Here is an 18,975-nt window from a genome sequence, read left to right as displayed (position 1 = left end):
GTCCTGTCGCAGTCGGAAATCCATCCGCGCGTCCGGCTGAAGACGGTCGGCAGCATCTGACGCCGCAAGCGATCGTTTCAGCGCCTGTTCGCAGCAAAATTTGCGGATTCAAAGCATTAACCCCCGGCGCAAAAGGCGCGCGACTGGGGCACAACAGTCACGTAGTTTCACATCTGGTCAACGAGATGTGAACGCCCCCTGCGGAACCGAGGGAGGCGCACCACGTTAGGCCCACGTCGAACGGGAGTTGAACCCGGAGACGGCAGATCCCGACCAATCGGGACAAGCAGGACAGGCAAGGGACGTGTCATGAACAATTCCTCGCTGCGCAGCGCTGACGGCGCGACCCATCTGAAGGTGGTCGCTGTGTCGTTGATCGCCGCCATCATGGTGGTGGGCGTTGGCATCCTCGCAAAGCCGAATTTCTCGGACGGCACCGATACCTTCGCGTCGCGCTTCGACGCGGCCGGGCCGGTGATCCGCGCCGGCAGGACGACCGCCACCGCAACCGCGGGCGACCTCGTCAATATCCGCTAGTTTCTGACGTTGAATCTCCCTCCCCCCAGGGATCAACGTTACGTGTTGCGCCCCCTCCCCCCAAGGGGGCGCAACTTTTTTGTGCGGCCTCATGGGTCGGCGTAAGCCGCCTCCACGACCGGCCGGGTCAGCCGGCGGCCCGCCGTTTCGCTCCGGCGCCGACGATATCACCAAAGGTGGCAATCGAAGCCGGACGCCCGATCAGATATCCCTGCACGCCGCTGCACGCTTCACTGATCAGGAACGAAAGCTGATCCGAGGTCTCGACACCCTCCGCGACCACCGGAAGATCAAGCCCTCGGCCGAGCCCGATGACGGCGCGGATGATGGCCGCCGATTGCCCACGCTGCTCCAGATTGCTGACAAAGGCCCGGTCGATCTTGATCTTGTCGAACGGAAATGCCTGCAGATAGGACAGCGACGAATAACCGGTGCCGAAGTCGTCCATGGCAATCCGGACTCCAAGGGTTTTCAGACGCCCCAGAATTGAAATTGCGCGCGAATAATCTCCGATCAGGACGCCCTCGGTAATTTCGAGTTCGAGCCGTCCGGATTTCAGGCCGGTCTCCAGCAGTATCGCATGCACCAGCCCGGGCAGGTCGCCGTGCTGAAACTGCACGGGTGACAGGTTGATCGCGACTTGCAACGGATTGGGCCAGGAGGCGGCCTCGCGGCAGGCTTCGCGCAGGATCCACTCGCCGATCGGGATGATCAGCCCGCTTTCTTCCGCGATGGGAATGAAGGTGCCCGGCGCAATCAGACCGCGGGTCGGATGGCGCCAGCGCACCAGCGCCTCGAAGCCGGTGATGGTACCGGCCATGTCGGCCTGCGGCTGATAATCGAGGTAGAGTTCATGGCGCTCCAGTGCCGAACGCAGGTCGAGCTGAAGCGCGCGCCGCTCGCGCAGGCTCTCATCCATGTTCGGCTGGAAGAAGCGAACCAGCCCGCGTCCTTCCGACTTCGCGCGATAGAGCGCGGCATCCGCATTCGCCTGCAATGACTGCATGTCGCGGCCATCCATCGGATAGATTGCGACCCCGACCGAGAGGCCTGCCCGAAGCAGGTGGCCCCCGATTTCGATATCCCGCGCCATCGCCGCAACCAGCCGCTCGCAAAGGGCTTCCGCTGTTGCGGGCTGCGGGCCCTCCGCCGAGATCAGAGTGAATTCATCGCCGCCCAGGCGCGCGACAAAGGCGCCATCGGCGGCGGCCTGCAGCCGCTCTGCGACCTCGCGCAGCAGGCCGTCGCCGGTCTGATGGCCGAACACGTCATTGACCTCCTTGAACCGGTCGAGGTCGATGCACAGCAGTGCGAAGTTCGCTTTTTCCCGGGCCGCGTGATCGACGCTCCTTTGCAACTGCTCGACGAATAGCGCGCGGTTGGGGAGGTCGGTGAGGCTGTCGTGATGCGCCATATGCGCGATCAGCCGCTCGGTCCGCTTGCGGTCGGTGATGTCCTCGTGGGTGCCGACCCAGAAGCCGTTCCCGATCGGCCGGTTGACGATGTAGATGACCCGGCCATCCTCATATTCCACGGTCGCGCTGAGCGTGGATCCAGACGACATCGCGGCGACGAGTTCCTCCTTGTATCGCTTCGGATCGCGCTTCAGACCATTGCGGCGCACCCGCTCATCGATCAGTTGCTCCAGCGTGCAGCCGGGCTTCACGACATGGGGCGAGAGATCGTACATCTCGAGATAGCGGTCGTTGCAGACGGCAAGGCGATGATCGTCGTCGAACATCACGACGCCCTGCGCCATGTTGTTGACCGCGGTCGCGAGCTGGCGCTCCTTGTCGCGCACCCGCCGGTCGGCAAGCGCTCCCGCGAGGCTCGCGAACAGAATGGCAAGCGCGGCGTTCGCGACCGCAAGCGCAAGCATGGCAGGCGACATCGATGATGTGTCGACGATCTGCGTCGGGTCCGGGACGATCGAGGCCGCTCCCATGGCGGTGAAATGACACGACAGAATTGCAAGCATCAGCAACAGCGCGGACGCCGTCAGGTGCCGCAGTCCGTCGCCGCGAACCGCCACAGTCAGCGCGGCCGCGCCAAGGACCACCCCGAATGCGATCGATGCGACGACAATCGGGATATCCCAGGTGACGCGGCCCGGCACTTCCAGTGCACTCATGCCGGTATAGTGCATCACGGCGATTCCGCCACCGACGACCGCGCCGCCGAGCGGAGCGGCGAAATGCCAGTCATCAGCAAGCGCGATCCAGAATCCAACCCCGGTGATCGTGATGGCCGCCACGAGCGAGAGCGCGGTGAGTCCGATGCCGTAGCCCAGCGGCACGCCCGGCGAATAGGCCAGCATCGCAATGAAATGCGTCGCCCAGACGCCGCATCCCCCGGCCGCCGCCGCGGTCGCGATCCAGACCAGGCGTACGCGGCCGCGTGCGGCGCGCGCGCGGCTGAAAAGACTGATTGCAGTCACGCTGGCGACCAGACAGGTCAGCGCGGCGAGCGCCACCAGACGCCAATCGTGATCAACCGTCAGACAGGTGAGAACCTTGAACATCGCAGAAACCGTTTCTGCGCAAGCTGTAGCGAGCCACCGGAAACAAGCCGTGACCAGCACGCCCCCTGATCCGGGTTCCACTCCGTCAGGTTAGCAACGGGTTGAGAAAGCCGCTTCGATTTGTGCCTTGCGCGGCCCGCGTCCGCTACGGCACAGCCTCGATGAGCTTGCCGACATAGACGATCGGTCCGGTCGCGACGCCCGTCGGCGAGCCGCCGGGAGGCTCGACCGTCACCGCATAGGTCGCCTCGTTGATGATCTGCCGGTCATAGGCGGAGAGTTGCGCGCGGGTAAATTCATGATCCCCGATCACGCCAAGCGAGCGCGGTTGCGGGAACTTGTCGTGCACCAGCCAAAGCTCGAAGGAACGATCGCGCTGCGGGTCCGCACCGACCCGGCGCACCGTGAATTCCTTGGTCTTCAGGTCCACCGAAAGCAGAAATCCGGGCGATACCTTGTCCGCCTGCAGGACAGCGACATAGCGGCCGCTATCGGGCTTCGGCAGCGTGGCTTCGCGCACCCCGATGAACAGCAGCAAAGACGCGGCGAGCGCGCCGGCGACATAGGTCGCGGTGCGCCAGCGCTTCAGGCGCCGGCCGAGATCGACGATTTCCGCATTGCCGGATGGCACCCCGGGAAGCAACGATGCGCCCGGCAACGCAGCGGCGATCCTGTTCCAGACGCTGGCGGGCGGCTCGACCGGTTCCACCGCTTCGGCGAGCAACGACAGCCGGCGCTCCCAATACGCCACATGCGCCGCAAATTCGGGATCGGCCGCAACCAGACGCTCCGCCTGCGAGCGCTCGGACGCATCCAGCGTACCGAGGGCGTATTCGGCGGCCAGGATTTCGCGGTCCTCGTCCATGCTCATGTCCGCCATCTCATGATCCGAGACAGTCCCGGATCTCGATCAGGCTCCGTCGCAGCCAGGTCTTGATCGTGTTGACAGGTCGTTCGAACTTCGCCGCCAGTTGCTCGCGGCTCAGCCCATCATAATAGGCCAGCAGCACCATCTGCTTGCGGTCGGAATCAAGCGCGCCGATGCAGGTCATCAGGCGCTGGAGATCCTCGCTCAGCTCGCGAGCGGCGAGCGGGTCGGGCGAATCTGCGGCGACATCCATGGCCTCGGGCTCCTCTTCGAGCGAAGCCTCGCTGCGCTTGCGAACAAGGTCGATCGCCCGGTTGCGCGCGATCGTCACCATCCAGGTGATCGGAGACGCCCGCGACGGGTCGAACGATCCGGCGCTGCCCCAGATTTTGAGGTAGGTCTCCTGTATCACCTCGTCGGCGAGGTCGTTGCGCCTCAAGATACGGAGCACGACGCCGTAGAGTTTCGCCCGCGTCGCGGCGTAAAGCTGTTCGAACGCAGCCTGGTCGCCCTGGGCCGTGGCGACCAGATAGGCGGTGAGGTCGGCGGGCGTCGACATGAGGAAGTCCGGACAATTTGGGTATGCATAGCACGGCCCCGGAGCCGCGGCATGAGACACGGTGGCCGTTGACTTCCGGTTTCAGACTACTACCTAATTTCCGTGATGATCGCGCACCAGACCCGTCTCCTGCTTCGCGCCGGACGCCTGCACGAAGGCTCCTGACCCGGACGGCTGCGCTTGTCAGCCCTCCGGGCTGACTTTTTTCTGATCCTGGCCTCAGGGCCGACGGCTCCCCGATCCCGAAAATTCGAATCCTGGCCCGAGCCGGTGCTTCGCGCCGCTTCGGCCCGCTCACCGCTTCAAGCGAAGGAGAACAACAATGAGCGATTTCCGCCCCGAACTGCCCCCGATCGCCATGATCCGCGCGGACGCCGAGAAGCTGTCCCGGATCGCCAATTCGTCCGCCGGCGCGTTCGCGCAGACCGCCGAATTCCTGGCGCGCGAGATCGACCGCGCCCAGGTGATCGAAGAATCCCAGCGCCTGCCTGGCCTGGTGACGATGGGTTCGCGGGTGACGTTCCGCGACGACGTCACCGCTGCGGTTCGCACCGTGAGGCTGGTCTATCCCGGAGAGGCCGATGTCTCGCAGGGCACCATTTCCGTGCTGACGCCGATCGGCGCAGCGCTGATCGGCCTGTCGGCGGGCCAGTCGATCGAATGGGAAACAGTGAGCGGCGGTCGACGGTCGCTGACCGTCCTGGCTGTGGAAGCGGTGAACTGACCAGGACCGAAAGATCTCGCTCGTCACCGCAGAAAGTGGACGAGCGGCAATCAGATGACGGCGCCGGCCGTTCCATGCCCTTGTTCTTGAGCACGGAACGGCGAGCGCCACCCCGCCCCTACATGGAATGCTTGTCTTTGACCGGCACGGCCGCTCTAATCATTCGACAAAGCCCGCCGTAAAATGGGCAATCGGGGAGGACGTCATGCTGCGAACCCTCAGGTCCTGGGTCGTCTGCATCAGCGCGTTGCTGTTGCTGTGGCCCCGCGGAGCCGTCGCGCAGGATTATCCCTCAAAGCCGATCACTTTCGTCGTCGCATTCGCCGCCGGAGGGGTGGCGGACGGTATCGGCCGCATGATCGCGCAGAAGCTTGGCGAAGTGCTCAGGCAAACGATCATCGTCGAGAACCGCGGCGGCGCCGGCGGCAATCTCGCAGCAAGGCAGGTCGCAGCCGCCGCGCCGGATGGGTACACCATCCTTGTCACCACGACCGCGCTCGCGATCAACGAGACGCTGCACCGGAGCAAGGGCTTCGCCGCCGACGACCTGACCACCGTCGCGATCGTCGCCTCGTCGCCGGAAGCCTTCGCGGTCAACAAGGCGAATTCCGCTTCGTCGCTTGCCGAATTCCTCGCCAGCGCCAAAGGCAAGACCATCAATTTCGGCTCGGCCGGCGTCGGCTCCGGCTCGCATATCGCGGGCGAATACTTCTTCAAGGAGATTGCCAGGGTCCCGGCGACCCATGTGCCGTTCCAGGGCGGCGCACCCGCAATCAACGCCGCAATCGGCAACCACATCGACCTGCTGTCGATCACGCTCGGCGGCGGGCTGGTTGCGCAGGTCCGCTCCGGAGCGCTGAAGGGCCTTGGCGTGATGCATGACAGCCGGGTCGGCACGATGAAGGATGTGCCGACCTTCGACGAAGCCGGCTTCCCCGGCTTTCACGCGGCGTCATGGGTCGGGTTGTTCGTGCCCGCCAAGACGCCGGCCGATATCGTCGCCAAGCTGAACGGCGCGGTCGACGCCATCGTCCGGCAGCCGGACTTCCAGCAGCGCCTCGCCGCCCTGGGATTCGATCCGGTGACCGGCAATCAGGCGGCGGCCGCGAAGCGCTTCAAGGACGATGTTGCAGAATGGGGAAAGCGCGTGAACGCGCTCGGCATGAAGATCGAGTGAGCGGCGCAGCGCCTGATAAGCGTGCCGGATATTCCGCTCCAGTCCGAGCAACCCCACGCAAGACCTGGGCATGACCGGTAAGGTTAACGCGCCCGGGCCTCGCGCGGCAGCCGCGTTCAGCAAGAAATCAGGTAACGCTCGACACTCGCCTCAATCCTGTCATTTGAATCCATATTTACGGGAGGTGGCCCCAAGCGGCAAAGCCGGAGACCACGCCCAAGTCCAGCGTTCGAGCATCGTCATGATCAGACTGCCCGCAGGTTTCGATTTTCAGAAAGTGCCGCGCCTCGCCGTTTACGCGGTCCTGGCCGTACTCGCCACGACGGCCCTGTTCGCAGCCGAGGGCGCGTATCGATGGATTGTCGATGCGGACGAGACCGCCACCGTGCCATCCACCCAAGAACTTGCGGGCACCCAGGAACCTACCCGCTCTCAAGAACCTACCCGCTCTCAAGAACTTGCCGGGACCGCGCCCGAACCAGCGCCGGTCGCCGTGCAGCCCGAGGACATTGCGTCGCAGGCGCCAGTTCCGCTGCCGAAACCAGAGGTCGTTGGGCAAGAGGTCGTTGAAGCCAAAGACCGCCTTGAGAATCGAACGGCTGGCGAGCCGGTTCCGAACCCGGTCGTCGCTGCCGATCCGCCCTCAGCGAGCGTCCCGTTTTCGAAGCCTGCGGATGGCCGGTCTGCCGGCGCCGCCCGCACATCCGCTCCAACCGAGGCTTCGCCACGACGCGCGGAGCCCAAGTCGCCGCGGCAGCCCAGGCGACCGCAGGCGCGGCGCCCTTCCGCGAAGCAGGCCGCGCCTGACCGCGCGGCGCGGCGCCGGCCGGCGCAGGCACAGAAGCCGAATGTCTATTGGGAACGCGACAATCAGCTGGGCTTCGCGCCCCAGCTCAGGAAGCGGACCTGCAATCCGGCAACGGGCCAGATGCCGATGCAGTGCTATTATCCGCGCGAGGGCCGCGAGCGGTTCCCGGCCAAGCCGCTGAATTGAAGCGGCGACTTCGCGCTACGCCCGCGCGGCGTTCTTGATCCGCATGATGCCGATGGAATCCAGTTCCACCTGCTCGCGCATATTGGCATCGGCGCGCTCGCGCGCCTGATCGCGCTCGTCCAGCAATTCCACCTTCTTCAGTTCCTCGAAGGCTTCGCCGAGGGCTGCCTTGGCATCGTCTAGCTGCACGCGCAGATCGTCGATCGAGCGCTTGAGATTCTCTTTGCGCTGGTTTGCGGCCTTGGCGTAGGTCGGATAGGCGAAATGCGAGGGATCCTGGATGCCGGCGCGATCCTGTTCGGACTTCACCTCGCGATCGAGCTCGACCGTCATGCGTTCAAACTCGGCGATCATGGTCTCGATCTGCAAGGTCCGGCGGCGTTTCTCGTCCACCTGAAACTTGCGCAGCCGGATCAGCGTCTCACGCGACTTCATCGACACATACTCCCCGAAGCCCCAATTCCAATTGCCGCGCGAAACACGCACGGCGACATATGGCGGCATTGTGCCGGCCTATCGTTATTTTTCGGTTTCCAGACTGCCGAGAATACTTGCAAGCCGCTGATATCCTTCGGCCAGAGTGGTGGTTTCCTCCTTCTGCTGCCCCAGAAAAGCCTCCAGCGGCTGGTGCAGGCGGATCGCCTCGTCCACTTCGGCACTTGAGCCCGGCCGGTAGGCGCCAAGCCGGATCAGTTCCTCCATGTCGGCATAGGTCGCCATCACCTGCTTGGCGCGGGTGATGACCGGAAGAAAGTCCGGGTCGGCGGAGCGCGGCATGGTGCGGGAAATCGACTTCAGGACATTGATGGCCGGATAGCGTCCGCGCTCGGCGATGGCGCGCTGCATCACGACATGCCCGTCGAGAATGCCGCGCACCGCATCCGCTATGGGCTCGTTGTGGTCGTCGCCGTCGACCAGCACGGTGAACAGACCGGTGATGGTACCGCTCTCGGTGCCAGGGCCGGCGCGCTCGAGAAGACGCGGCAATTCCGAGAACACCGTCGGCGTGTAACCCTTCGCGGTCGGCGGTTCACCGGCCGACAGCCCGATCTCGCGCTGCGCCATCGCAAAGCGCGTCACCGAATCCATCAGCGCCAGCACGTCGCGGCCCTCGTCGCGGAAATATTCGGCAATCGCGAGCGTCAGATAAGCCGCCTGGCGCCGCATCAAGGCTGGTTCATCCGAGGTTGCGACCACCACCACCGCGCGCTTCAGCCCCTCTTCCCCCAGGTCTTCCTGCAGGAATTCCTGCACCTCGCGCCCGCGCTCGCCAACGAGGCCAATGACCGACACATCGGCCTCGACATTGCGCGCCAGCATCGACAGCAGCACCGACTTGCCGACGCCACTCCCTGCGAAAATGCCCATGCGCTGGCCCCGGCAGCAGGTGAGAAAGGTATTGAGCGCACGCACGCCCAGATCGAGCGGCGCACCGACGCGCCTTCGGGCATGGGCCGGCGGCGGCGGTGCACGGAACGGATAGGGCGAGGCGCCCGCCGGCAATGGTCCCTTGCCGTCGATCGGCTCACCCATGGCATTGACCACGCGGCCGAGCCAGCCATCCGAGGGCCGCACCGCAGCAGGCGCCGCACTGACGATTGCGCGGCAGCCGCGCCGCACCCCGTCGAGCGCCCCGAACGGCATCAGCAGCGCATTGTCGCCGGCAAAGCCGACCACTTCGCCCGCGATCACCCGGCCGGGCGCGGTCTCGATCGATAGCTTGCAGCCGACCGACATGGCGTGGATCGGACCCGCTACCTCGACCATCAGTCCACGCACGCCGACCACCCGGCCATAGATTTCGACGCCGTCGAGTTCCGCGATCTCTTCGGCCAAGGCTTTCATGATGCGGTCTCGAAAGAGCGCACCCCGGCGCAACGAACTCGGTCCTCACCCTCCCCCTTATGGGGAGGGTCGATCGACTGAGCGCAGCGAAGGAGATCGGGGCGGGGGTAGCTGCGGCGAATTCCTGCAATCACCCCCATCCCGCCTCGCTTCGCTCGGCGACCCTCCGCACAAGGGGGAGGGTAAAAAATCGCAGCTGAAGCCGCGGTTTCTTCACCCGCGCTTAAAGTTACCGCCGAAGCGGCCACCTTAACTTCGTGTTTACCCGCGTCGTTAATCATTGCGACACCGTTCCTGTGACGGTGCGAAGGTGCCTGCCGGAGACACAAATCAAAGGCTGGAACCCGGGAGTCGGTTAACGCCGGCTCTTGAGACGGAACATGAACTCTCGCTCGGGGAAAAAACTGTATCCCGGTAAGACTTTAGGCCGATTCGACTGCTCCTGCCTAGAGAAGCCTTGCAGACGGGAATCAGCATTTGTTAACCATGCGGGAATAGTGTTTCCGAATCGTATTGTTGCAAGGCGTTTGAAAGGCCGCCGCTCCGGCGTGCCGACCTTTGGGGCCCGCAGCGGCGAGAGAGGGCACTGGCATGCGCGTTTTGCTGATCGAGGACGATAGCGCGACCGCGCAGTCGATCGAATTGATGCTGAAGTCCGAGAGCTTCAACGTCTACACCACCGATCTCGGTGAAGAAGGCGTCGATCTCGGCAAGCTCTATGACTACGACATCATTCTGCTCGACCTGAACCTGCCCGACATGTCGGGCTTCGAGGTCCTGCGCTCGCTTCGCGTCGCGAAGGTGAAGACACCGATTCTGATCCTCTCCGGCCTCGCCGGCATCGAGGACAAGGTCCGGGGCCTGGGCTTCGGCGCCGACGACTACATGACCAAGCCGTTCCACAAGGACGAGCTGGTGGCGCGCATCCACGCGATCGTGCGGCGCTCCAAGGGCCATGCCCAGTCCGTCATCAATACCGGCGATCTCGTCGTCAATCTCGACCAGAAGACGGTCGAGGTCCACGGCCAGCGCGTGCATCTGACCGGCAAGGAATATCAGATGCTGGAGCTGCTCTCGCTGCGCAAGGGCACGACGCTGACCAAGGAGATGTTTCTCAACCATCTCTATGGCGGCATGGACGAGCCCGAACTCAAGATCATCGACGTGTTCATCTGCAAGCTGCGCAAGAAGCTGGCGAATGCCTCGTCCGGCAAGAACTACATCGAGACGGTGTGGGGCCGCGGCTATGTGCTGCGCGAGCCGTCCGACGACGAGGCCAGAATTCCGGCGTGAGGCCCTGGCCGGGCTTCCGGCCATCCGTCGCGCGACACGAGTTTCGTCCCTGGGGATGTAAGACGTGCGTTGAACTCTCCTCTCAAGGTCACCCAAACTTGAAACCCCGCCGGCAACGGCGGGGTTTTTTCTTGGAGTTTTTCATGGCGCTTGCCGGCTCTTCGCGACGATCGGCGCGGGAACCCGCTTCATCTCGCAGGTATTGTCCGTACCGGAGGACTTCACATGACCCATGATCCGCATCGAGACGAACCCGTAGGCCGGCGCTATCGCCACCCGCGCGATGCAAACCGCGCCAGTGCGAGCGTTGCCATTCTGCTCGGCGCGCTGCTGCTCGCGGCCATCGGCAGCTTCATCTATTTCTATGCCGGTCCCGGCGAAAATGTCGCGACCAACGATATCCGTCCACCGATCACCCAGCCGTCGACCACGGGCTCGGCGCCCGCGCCGGACGCGACCGATGCCGCTGAAACTCGCTCAGCCCGTGAGCCGAAGGCAGAACCCAGGATGAAGCCGATCGACTGACGGGTTCACCCCCGAGGAAAAACAGCGCGGCGGTGCTTCTTTGGGAACTTCCGCCCGCACTCCCCGTTCACCTTGGCGACTGGAGACATTCATGCCGACGCCTAGGGAACTCGAAACCAAATTCTGGAAGGCGCTGAAATCCGACATGACCGTGATGCTTGGCGTCGACGGCGTCGAAAACCGGCATGCGCGACCGATGACGGCGCAGGTCGAGGAAGAGCGCAGTCCGATCTGGTTCTTCACGGCACGCGACAGCGAACTGGTGAAAAACCTCCGCAACGGCGCGCATGCCGATGCGACCTTTGCGTCGAAGGGCCACGATCTGTTCGCCACCATTCACGGCTCCATCGCGCTTGACACCGACCGAGCGGCGATCGAGCGGCTTTGGAATCCGTTCGTCGCGGCGTGGTTCAGGGGCGGCAAGGACGATCCCAATCTGGCGCTGCTGCGCTTCGATGCCGAACGCGCCGAAATCTGGCTCGACGAATACAGCCTGATTGCCGGCGTGAAGATGCTGCTCGGCGCCGACCCGAAGAAGGATTACCAGGACAAGGTGGCCGAGGTGAATTTGACTTAGATGTAAGCGGGCTTCGAAAGCCCGAGAAACTAACCCGCATTCTTGATTCGGCGCCCGGGGAGTAGCTTTCGTAATGCTGCGTTGAAGCCATCAGCCAACAATTCGCGCCGCGCTTCCCAAAACTCTTCGGCTCTGTCGATGCGCCACAACGTTGGATCGTTGGGAATACATTGGCTTTGACGAACCTGCTCCCCCACCTCTGCCAGATAAACGTCCGGCGACGGGGCCCCGAGCGAACGATTTGCGGCGCCGGTTACGAAAGCGATATTTGCGATCGTATCCGCGCCCGCTCTAGACTTCTCTGGAAATTGCGCTCGGGGCAAAAGGTGATGGCGATCCACGTTCGCCTGCAGAAGGATCGACTCGCCCGAAAACAAGTCGCGCAACCCCATCTCTCTGCAAGCAACATAGGACGCGAACATCGCGCCCTTGTCGTTCAAACGACCAGCAAAATCAGTGGCAGTCGCTCCGAAGAACTCAAAGTCTCGCCGAACATTGGTTAGCAGCTTCCCGATCGGATCGTCCGCCCGGCAAGCTTTTAGATCTTGATCGAGCGCGGATTCGCTGGATTTGCTGTAGCGATGCAACAATGCTGCCATCGCCAGCCAACCGGCAATTCCTTTGGGATCGAGTTGTCTCGCTGATTTTGTGGCACAAAGTGCGATGACAGGAACCAAAAGCGCTCCGCTCCAGAGAATATCCATATTCACAAGACCGAACTGATTTCTGACTAAAGCAATCGCCTCCTTCGTCGCACGTTTGGTTTGTGTCCACGCAGCCCCAACTTCTGATCGGGTAAGCTCATTTAAAGGCGTCCTACTTCGACCATCAGGCAAAGCAATGAACGCGCACGCGCGGAAAAGGTGCATTACGTTGAGGCGCGAAAATCCCTCCCGACGCAACTCGCCGACAAATGGAGCGACTTCATCTGCAATAAATCCGGTGTGCTTCGCAGCTACGCGAGCGCTCTCAATGTCCTCCGTCTTTAACTTCACCCCAAGCGTATTTATTCTTGTGAATGCATCAACGGCCTCTTCGAACTCGTAGTTCAACATTCTGACTGCAGGAATTTCGTAGTCCAAGATCGACCTAACCCGGTCAAATTGCTTCTCAAGCCTCTCCCCTCTGGAAGTTTCAGGCAACGCCCGTCTAATTTGACGATATGAATCTTCGTCGAGAATTTCACTTACTCGAACCCAGTTATTATCTTTCGCGGTCGCGGCGTTCGAAAGCCTAAATTCGTCGTCGACCGGATTGAAAACGACATCAATGCCTTCATCACCGCTCAAGATTCTTGACAGAGTAATGACCCGCTGCTGCCCATCGATTAACCAAGAGATCGTACCGGATCGTACGGGGCGCGGCTCTCGACGGCGGGCTCTCGCCTCAGCATCGCTTGTCCAAAGCAACAATACCGAGATCGGGTAGCGGCGGTAGATGGAATCCACCAGTTTCGGTGCTCAGCTAGGTTTCCAAACATACTCCCGTTGAAATTCGGGTACAACCAGCCTGCCGCTACGGTAATCCTCGACGACGTCCTTGACCTTTAAATTCTTTATTTCGAGGCGGGCGCCTTCCATATTGTCCACTCCGATCCACTGAGCCAAATTTTTCGCATAAAACCTAAAGTTGACAAGCGCCAATTCCTATGCTTATATTCCTATCGCCTGCTCAACGAGGGGCGTCAACCGGTGACGCCAGTTGATGGAGCAGGTGCGGCGCCCGCGGGCATGGCTTCGTCGGCCGTGCTCCCGGGGGATTTCGGGACCCCGCTCTACGGGCAACACGACCCGTGCGCGAGGAGCTCGCTGAACGGCCTGTGCGAAGTTGGCGCAGGCACGCAAACGCGGCCCGGGATTCGTGCGGTCAGGCTGGAGCCGCGCACTAAAATCGCCGCGGGCGGTGCGCCGAGAGGCGGCTGCGCCCGGCAGATCGTTTGCGCAGGCTGCGTAAACTTGTCTGCGACGGGACGCAGCAATTCGGAACGGCCCGCGTCTGTCGGCGCGCCGTCCCCCTCACCCATAGCTCGGAGGTTTCAACACCCCGCGAGAAGGATGGTCCATGCCCGCAATCAGGCCAGGAATCCGCAAGGAGAGACAGCGCGGCCCGCGCCGCGGCAAACGCAAGCGCAGCGACCCTTCCGAAACGCGAACACCCGCCCAGATCGCCGCTCAGGCGCGACTCGATCGCGAAGCCGACCATGACAATCGCGCGCTCAGCAACACGTTCAAATTCTGGCGCATGTGCGCCAACCGGCGCTGCCGTCGCATGCATGCCTGCGCCGGACTGCCGGATTGCTTCTCCGACAAATGGCGGAATGTGCATCCCGATGACCGGTTTCTGGTGCGCGAGGCCTCGCTGGCGCGCGCACGGGGCGCCGATCTGCAACGTGCATCGGAGATCGCACAGGAGAAGCTCGCGGAGCGCGATGCGCTGTGGCGAAAATACGATGCGCCAAAGGCATCACGCGCCGCGCAGCCGCCAGAGCAGGAGGCGCCCTCACCGCAGCCGCGCATCAGGAGGCTTTGATGTCTGTTCCCGGTCGTCCCCGCGAACGCGGGGACCCATATTCCAGAGTGGTGGCTATGGGTCTCCGCTTTCGCGGGGACGACGTGGAGATATTCGGCGCCCTACTCCTTCGCCCCGCAGCTCTTCTCCACCGCGTTCCAGCGCTGCTCCAGTCCCGCATTGGAAATGCGCGTCACCTGCGTCCTCGCCTCGGGCGCACCGGCGTTCAGCGTGATGCGCAAATCCATCACGGGCTGGGCGGCGAGCGCCGCAATCTCGGGGGTCGGCACCGCGACCCGGCGGCGCAGATAGGGTGCCGCCGGCTCGGTCGGATTCTTGTGCGTCGACATATCCTTCGGTGAGAATACGAACTTTCGCTCGCCGGCGGTCAGTTCCACTTCGGTTCCGGCGCCTTTGTCACCGTCGATCGCCGGACGCACGAACACGATCGACGAAGCGCCACCGGCATCGCATTGCAGTTCGAGCCAGCCCATGCGCTTGCCGCCATCGGCGCCGGTGGCCTCCAGCAGCACCTTCAACGTGACCTGCGCCGATCCCGGCTTGCCCATCCAGGGGGTCTCCGCGATATCGCTCTGGTCGATGCCAAAACGGATGAGCTCTTCGCGCGTCAGGTAGCGGATCTCGTTGTGCGGCACCTTCTTCATCGCCTCGACATATCCCTGGCCGATGCCCATCTCGCGCGCATAGCGCGCCAGCTGCTCCGCGCCTTGCGCGGTGAACTTGCGGCACTGGGCGGCCAGCGAGCCGTCGCCCTTTTGCCCAACGATGCGCCCGCTTCTCAGGAAGCAGTAATAGGCCGGCGAGTGGATGCCGATGGCGCTGCCCGGCGGAATCCAGCGCTCGACTGCGCCGATCAGGGCAATTCCGCAGGCCGAGTTGCAGTTCGCGTCGAAGCTGGTCCATTCGGCGGCAAGAGGTTTGCCGGATTTCTTGGCGGTCTCGCACACCGCGCGATCGTTCGGACGGCGCACGCAGATATCCGGCCGGGTCAGCGCGATTCCCGCGCGCATGCCCCGCTCGCGCATGATCCGCCCGATCGCAATCGCCTCCTCCTGCAATCCGCCATTCGAATTGAAGAAAACCGGCAGCTTGCCGGCCCGGGTCCTGGCGAGGAAAACGCGGAACCGCGCGGCCGAACCTTCATCAAACTGGCCGTCGGCTGCAATCCATTCCCGGCACCCCGGGCCGCAGGAATCTTCCGGCCCGCGCCCCAGGAAGAAGGTCAGCGGCTGCCGTGCGAGCTTCGATTGCAGGTCGGCCTTGCGGGCAACGGGTTCGCGGCCAACGGGTTCGCGGGCGCCTGCCGCGAGGCTGGTGGCGCCGACCAGTATTGCCGCCAGGGCGATCCGACCGATCATGGGGCTGTTCCCGCCTTAACCAAGCCTAGCGGCAATGGCATAAAGCGCAAATCCGAGTAAGATTTTGACAGGCTCCGCCGCGATCCTGTCACAGCTGCGTGCGAGACGTTCGTCATGCCCCGGTACTATTTCAATACCCGCATCGACGGGGAACTCATCCGCGATCCCGATGGCGCCGAATTGCGCGATCCCGATCACGCCTGGACCATGGCCCGCGCCATGATCCGCGACATCCTGCATGACGAGGATGCGGAGCCGCGGCTGATGCGCGCGGCGATCGAAGTGACCGACGAGGAGGGCGAGGTCGTGCTGGAATTTCCCTTCACCGAGGCACTGATCGAGCCGGGACAAGGGTCGCTGCGGCTGCACTGAGACGCAGCCTGTAGATGGGCTAGGCCGGACGAGAGCGAAATCCGCGACCGGTCATCCCGCATGTCGCTTCGCTCATGCGGGCGAAACATAGATCAAAAACCCTACTGCTTCCACGCCGCGAACGCTTCGGCAAAAGCGCGCTCGCCGGGAGTGCCCTTTTCGATCGCCAGGATGGCGCGGCGGTTGTTGTTGTAGACAATCGGAATATCGAACCAGGCCCGCTCCTTCAGCAGCTGAATATTGCGGGCCTGGTCGGACTCCACCGCCGACAGGCCGATCAGAAAGAAATTGTTGGTCACCTTCACCGCCAATCCTGCGAGCGGCGTTCCGCGAGTCTGCTCGGCCTGCTTCATCAGCACGCCCGGCACGTTGGAGATGCCGCCAGCCGGGAAATCCGGCGGCAGGTTGAACATCACCTCCATGGTGTGGCTCGCGGGCAGGGTCTGGTCGGTGTTGCGCCGGATCGAGAACGACATGGTCATGCGCCGCTCCGGCACTTCGACATCGGCGCGCACGACCAGTTCGGGTGGACGCCCCGGCCCCGGGGAGACGGTCTCGGTGCGCCAGATCGCCGAACCGACATAGCGCTTGCCCTGCGGATCGTTCGGCTCTTCCTCATACAGGACAACGCGCTGCGCGACCGCGGGTCCGGATTGCGTGTCCTGGGAGCCCAGCCGGTCGGAAATCTTGGGCCGTCCGGCGGTCGGCTGGCCGGGCTTGCTTTCGCCGGCCACCTCGGGAGTCGAAGAGCCGCGGAAGGATTGCATCAGATCGGTCACCAGCCCGCGCTGGGACCAGGCAAGCCAACCGATTCCCAGAACCAGCACCACGGCGACCAGCGCCTTGACGATGGCGCCGATCGGACGGCGGGGCCGGTCCTCCTCTTCCTCGTCGAATTCCTCCTCCGGATCGCGCATGTCGCGCGGCGGGCGGCCGCGCGGCGGCGGCGCCTCGCGGAACGGATCCATCTCGATCGAGGATTCGTCGCGTCCGGGGGGACGCATCTCGCGGCTGAAGTCCTCCTGCGCGAGCCGTGGCTCCATCAGGCGGTCGAAATCATGCGCTCCCGGGATTTTCGCAAACGGATCGCGCCCGGGATCGCGCCCTTGCCGCGGCGTGCCGGGCGGCGCAAATTTTGGCGGCACGGCAGCCTTGGGCGGGGGTGCTGCGGCACCCGGCCTTCCCGCCGGAGCAGCGGCCGGCGGTCGTGGCGGCGGAGGCCGGTTCTGCCCGGGACCGGCCGCTCCCGGGAAACGTGGCGCGGAACCGACAGGTGAGGAGGCGGTCGGTGCCGGTTGCTCGACCCGGGTGCGTCGCGCGGAATCCGCTTCGACCTTGCGGATCGCCTCCTCCAGGGCCAGGCGCTCGCGCGTGATTTCCGCTTCCTGCAGCGGCGGATTCACGCCTCGCAACTGGGCGACCAGAGCCGTCCGCGCCCGCTCATAGAGGGCGCGGCGAGCCTCGCCGGTGTTCTTGTCGAGACCGGCAATGGCACGCTGGATCAAAGGGTAATAATCAGCCATGCGTCCCCGATCGACCTCGGATCACAAAGCAGTCCCGATTCGCCATCGTGTCATGCCTCGAACGGATTCTGCACAAGAATTGTATCCTCGCGCTCGGGTGAGGTGGACAAAAGGGCGACCGGACATCCAATCAGTTCCTCGATCCACCGTACATACTTGATCGCCTGAGCCGGCAAGTCCGCCCATGACCGGGCACCGGCGGTGGCATCCTGCCAGCCTTCGATGGTTTCGTAGACCGGCTCGACCAGGGCCTGGGCGCGCTCGCTGGCAGGCAGATAATCGATCGGGCGCCCGTCCAGCCGGTAGCCGACACACACCTTGATTTCCTCGAACCCATCGAGAATATCGAGCTTTGTCAATGCGATCCCGTCAATCCCGCTGGTGCGGACGGTCTGGCGCACCAGCACCGAATCGAACCACCCGCAGCGCCGCGGCCGGCCGGTCACGGTTCCGAATTCGCGTCCGCGCTCGCCGATCAGACGTCCGGTCTCGTTGTCCTGCTCGGTCGGGAACGGCCCCTCGCCTACCCTCGTCGTATAGGCCTTGCAGATGCCGAGCACATACCCGATCGCGCCGGGACCGAGCCCCGAACCGGTCGCTGCCTGGGCGGCGACCGTATTGGACGAGGTCACGAACGGATAGGTGCCGTGGTCGATGTCGAGCAGCGCCCCCTGGGCGCCCTCGAACAGGATGCGGCGGCCTTCGCGGCGCTTCGCATCGAGCATCGACCAGACCGAGTCCAGATAAGGCAGCACCCGCGGCGCGACGGCGGCAAGTTCATCGTAGACGGTGTCGGACGAAACTTCGGGCAGCCCGTTGCCGCGGCGCAGCGCGTTGTGGTGCGCGAGCAGCCGCTCGATCTTGCCACGCAACGCCGGCAGATCGGCAAGGTCCATCATGCGGATGGCGCGCCGGCCGACCTTGTCCTCATAGGCCGGACCGATGCCGCGTTTGGTGGTGCCGATGCGCGCAGCACCCGCTTCGCGGATTGCTTCCAGTTCGCGATGCAGCGACAGGATCAGCGTGGCATTCTCGGCGATGCGCAGATTGTCCGGCGTGACAGCGACGCCCTGCTCCTCCAGCCGGTCGATCTCGGCCGTCAGCGCATGCGGGTCGACCACCACGCCGTTTCCGATCACCGACAACTTGTTCGGCCGCACGACACCGGAAGGCAGGAGCGAGAGCTTGTAGGTCTTGCCGTCGATGACCAGCGTGTGCCCGGCGTTGTGCCCGCCCTGGAAGCGGACCACGATATCGGCCTGTTCGGACAGCCAGTCGACGATCTTGCCTTTGCCTTCGTCGCCCCATTGCGCTCCGACGACAACTACATTCGCCATCCGTCCAGTTTCCTCCCGCGGGCCCCTGATCAAGCGTGTGCCCGGCGAGGGCCCGTTCCCGATACGGCAAGCAGGGCGCTGAGGCAAGATGAAGGCCCCGCCGGACGGTCGGAAATGGGGCGATAAGCGGTTGAAAAAGATGAAATTTTGGGAAGGTTGGCTGGTTAACGCGCGGCCCGCATGCAGCAGGCGGGCCTTCCGGCACCAGCGATGCTTGTGTAGTCAGGTCAGCGCCG

At 63.8% G+C, this 18,975-nt stretch carries 19 protein-coding genes; 10 read left to right on the top strand and 9 right to left on the bottom strand.

The genetic code is table 11. The features are described from left to right. Both AB7F49_RS06260 and AB7F49_RS06255 read left to right on the top strand, forming a co-directional pair. On the top strand, window positions 1-191 hold a 191-nt coding region (locus AB7F49_RS06260; RefSeq protein WP_428520963.1), incomplete at its 5' end, for a hypothetical protein. A 118-nt stretch (window positions 192-309) separates the two neighbouring features. Beyond that, window positions 310-537, top strand: coding sequence for a hypothetical protein (locus tag AB7F49_RS06255; RefSeq protein WP_428520962.1), 228 nt, complete (start codon window positions 310-312; stop codon window positions 535-537). Between the two features lie 127 nt (window positions 538-664). On the opposite strand, the gene AB7F49_RS06250 is transcribed toward AB7F49_RS06255, so the two are convergent. The 3 genes from AB7F49_RS06250 to AB7F49_RS06240 form a co-directional block, all read right to left on the bottom strand. Further along, window positions 665-3,058: a bifunctional diguanylate cyclase/phosphodiesterase gene (locus AB7F49_RS06250; RefSeq protein ID WP_428520961.1), complete on the bottom strand. Its 2,394-nt coding sequence runs from the start codon at window positions 3,056-3,058 to the stop codon at window positions 665-667. 145 nt (window positions 3,059-3,203) lie between these two features. After that, a complete protein-coding gene (locus AB7F49_RS06245; protein ID WP_428520960.1) occupies window positions 3,204-3,938 on the bottom strand; it encodes an anti-sigma factor in 735 nt (244 codons plus the stop codon). 1 nt (window position 3,939) lies between these two features. Beyond that, window positions 3,940-4,485 carry a sigma-70 family RNA polymerase sigma factor gene (locus AB7F49_RS06240; RefSeq protein WP_428520959.1) on the bottom strand — a complete coding sequence of 182 codons (546 nt, stop codon included), beginning with the start codon at window positions 4,483-4,485 and terminating at the stop codon, window positions 3,940-3,942. 322 nt (window positions 4,486-4,807) lie between these two features. On the opposite strand from AB7F49_RS06240, the gene rnk reads away from it, so the two are divergent. The 3 genes from rnk to AB7F49_RS06225 all read left to right on the top strand — a co-directional run bounded on the left by rnk (window position 4,808) and on the right by AB7F49_RS06225 (window position 7,380). Further along, entirely contained in the window at window positions 4,808-5,209 is a 402-nt protein-coding gene (gene rnk, locus AB7F49_RS06235; protein ID WP_428520958.1) for a nucleoside diphosphate kinase regulator, read from the top strand. Window positions 5,210-5,414: 205 nt separating this feature from the next. Next, window positions 5,415-6,386 (top strand): Bug family tripartite tricarboxylate transporter substrate binding protein, encoded by a 972-nt coding sequence (locus AB7F49_RS06230; protein ID WP_428520957.1) that lies wholly within the window; start codon window positions 5,415-5,417, stop codon window positions 6,384-6,386. Between the two features lie 241 nt (window positions 6,387-6,627). Next, on the top strand, window positions 6,628-7,380 hold the full coding sequence (locus AB7F49_RS06225) for a hypothetical protein (RefSeq protein ID WP_428520956.1): 753 nt from the start codon (window positions 6,628-6,630) through the stop codon (window positions 7,378-7,380). A gap of 15 nt (window positions 7,381-7,395) precedes the next feature. Here AB7F49_RS06225 and fliJ read toward each other — a convergent pair whose 3' ends face one another. Next, the gene (fliJ, locus tag AB7F49_RS06220) at window positions 7,396-7,815 is read right to left on the bottom strand and encodes a flagellar export protein FliJ (protein ID WP_428520955.1); all 420 of its coding nucleotides are present in this window, start codon (window positions 7,813-7,815) and stop codon (window positions 7,396-7,398) included. Window positions 7,816-7,899: 84 nt separating this feature from the next. Further along, a complete protein-coding gene (gene fliI, locus AB7F49_RS06215; RefSeq protein WP_428520954.1) occupies window positions 7,900-9,225 on the bottom strand; it encodes a flagellar protein export ATPase FliI in 1,326 nt (441 codons plus the stop codon). Window positions 9,226-9,816: 591 nt separating this feature from the next. Between fliI and ctrA the strand changes: the two genes are divergently transcribed. The 3 genes from ctrA to AB7F49_RS06200 all read left to right on the top strand — a co-directional run bounded on the left by ctrA (window position 9,817) and on the right by AB7F49_RS06200 (window position 11,620). Then, entirely contained in the window at window positions 9,817-10,518 is a 702-nt protein-coding gene (gene ctrA, locus AB7F49_RS06210; protein WP_428520953.1) for a response regulator transcription factor CtrA, read from the top strand. 225 nt (window positions 10,519-10,743) lie between these two features. Then, on the top strand, window positions 10,744-11,043 hold the full coding sequence (locus AB7F49_RS06205; RefSeq protein WP_428520952.1) for a hypothetical protein: 300 nt from the start codon (window positions 10,744-10,746) through the stop codon (window positions 11,041-11,043). Between the two features lie 91 nt (window positions 11,044-11,134). Further along, complete coding sequence (locus AB7F49_RS06200; RefSeq protein ID WP_428520951.1) at window positions 11,135-11,620, top strand: pyridoxamine 5'-phosphate oxidase family protein; 486 nt, start codon at window positions 11,135-11,137, stop codon at window positions 11,618-11,620. Window positions 11,621-11,649: 29 nt separating this feature from the next. On the opposite strand, the gene AB7F49_RS06195 is transcribed toward AB7F49_RS06200, so the two are convergent. Then, window positions 11,650-13,068, bottom strand: a complete 1,419-nt coding sequence (locus tag AB7F49_RS06195; protein ID WP_428520950.1) for a GmrSD restriction endonuclease domain-containing protein — start codon at window positions 13,066-13,068, stop codon at window positions 11,650-11,652. 613 nt (window positions 13,069-13,681) lie between these two features. On the opposite strand from AB7F49_RS06195, the gene AB7F49_RS06190 reads away from it, so the two are divergent. Then, entirely contained in the window at window positions 13,682-14,149 is a 468-nt protein-coding gene (locus tag AB7F49_RS06190; protein ID WP_428520949.1) for a hypothetical protein, read from the top strand. Window positions 14,150-14,250: 101 nt separating this feature from the next. On the opposite strand, the gene AB7F49_RS06185 is transcribed toward AB7F49_RS06190, so the two are convergent. Then, complete coding sequence (locus AB7F49_RS06185; RefSeq protein ID WP_428520948.1) at window positions 14,251-15,507, bottom strand: hypothetical protein; 1,257 nt, start codon at window positions 15,505-15,507, stop codon at window positions 14,251-14,253. A 114-nt stretch (window positions 15,508-15,621) separates the two neighbouring features. On the opposite strand from AB7F49_RS06185, the gene AB7F49_RS06180 reads away from it, so the two are divergent. After that, on the top strand, window positions 15,622-15,879 hold the full coding sequence (locus AB7F49_RS06180; protein ID WP_428520947.1) for a DUF6894 family protein: 258 nt from the start codon (window positions 15,622-15,624) through the stop codon (window positions 15,877-15,879). Between the two features lie 101 nt (window positions 15,880-15,980). On the opposite strand, the gene AB7F49_RS06175 is transcribed toward AB7F49_RS06180, so the two are convergent. Together AB7F49_RS06175 and AB7F49_RS06170 are read right to left on the bottom strand one after the other, a co-directional pair. Continuing rightward, window positions 15,981-17,402 (bottom strand): hypothetical protein, encoded by a 1,422-nt coding sequence (locus tag AB7F49_RS06175; protein WP_428520946.1) that lies wholly within the window; start codon window positions 17,400-17,402, stop codon window positions 15,981-15,983. 50 nt (window positions 17,403-17,452) lie between these two features. Further along, a complete protein-coding gene (locus AB7F49_RS06170; RefSeq protein WP_428520945.1) occupies window positions 17,453-18,739 on the bottom strand; it encodes an adenylosuccinate synthase in 1,287 nt (428 codons plus the stop codon). Between the last annotated feature and the right edge of the window lie 236 nt (window positions 18,740-18,975).

Origin of the sequence: Pseudorhodoplanes sp. (assembly GCF_050250235.1) — a bacterium.
Classification (GTDB): Bacteria; Pseudomonadota; Alphaproteobacteria; order Rhizobiales; family Xanthobacteraceae; genus Pseudorhodoplanes.
Note: the sequence above shows the minus strand (reverse complement) of the source record. Positions and strands in the feature narration are given on the sequence as shown.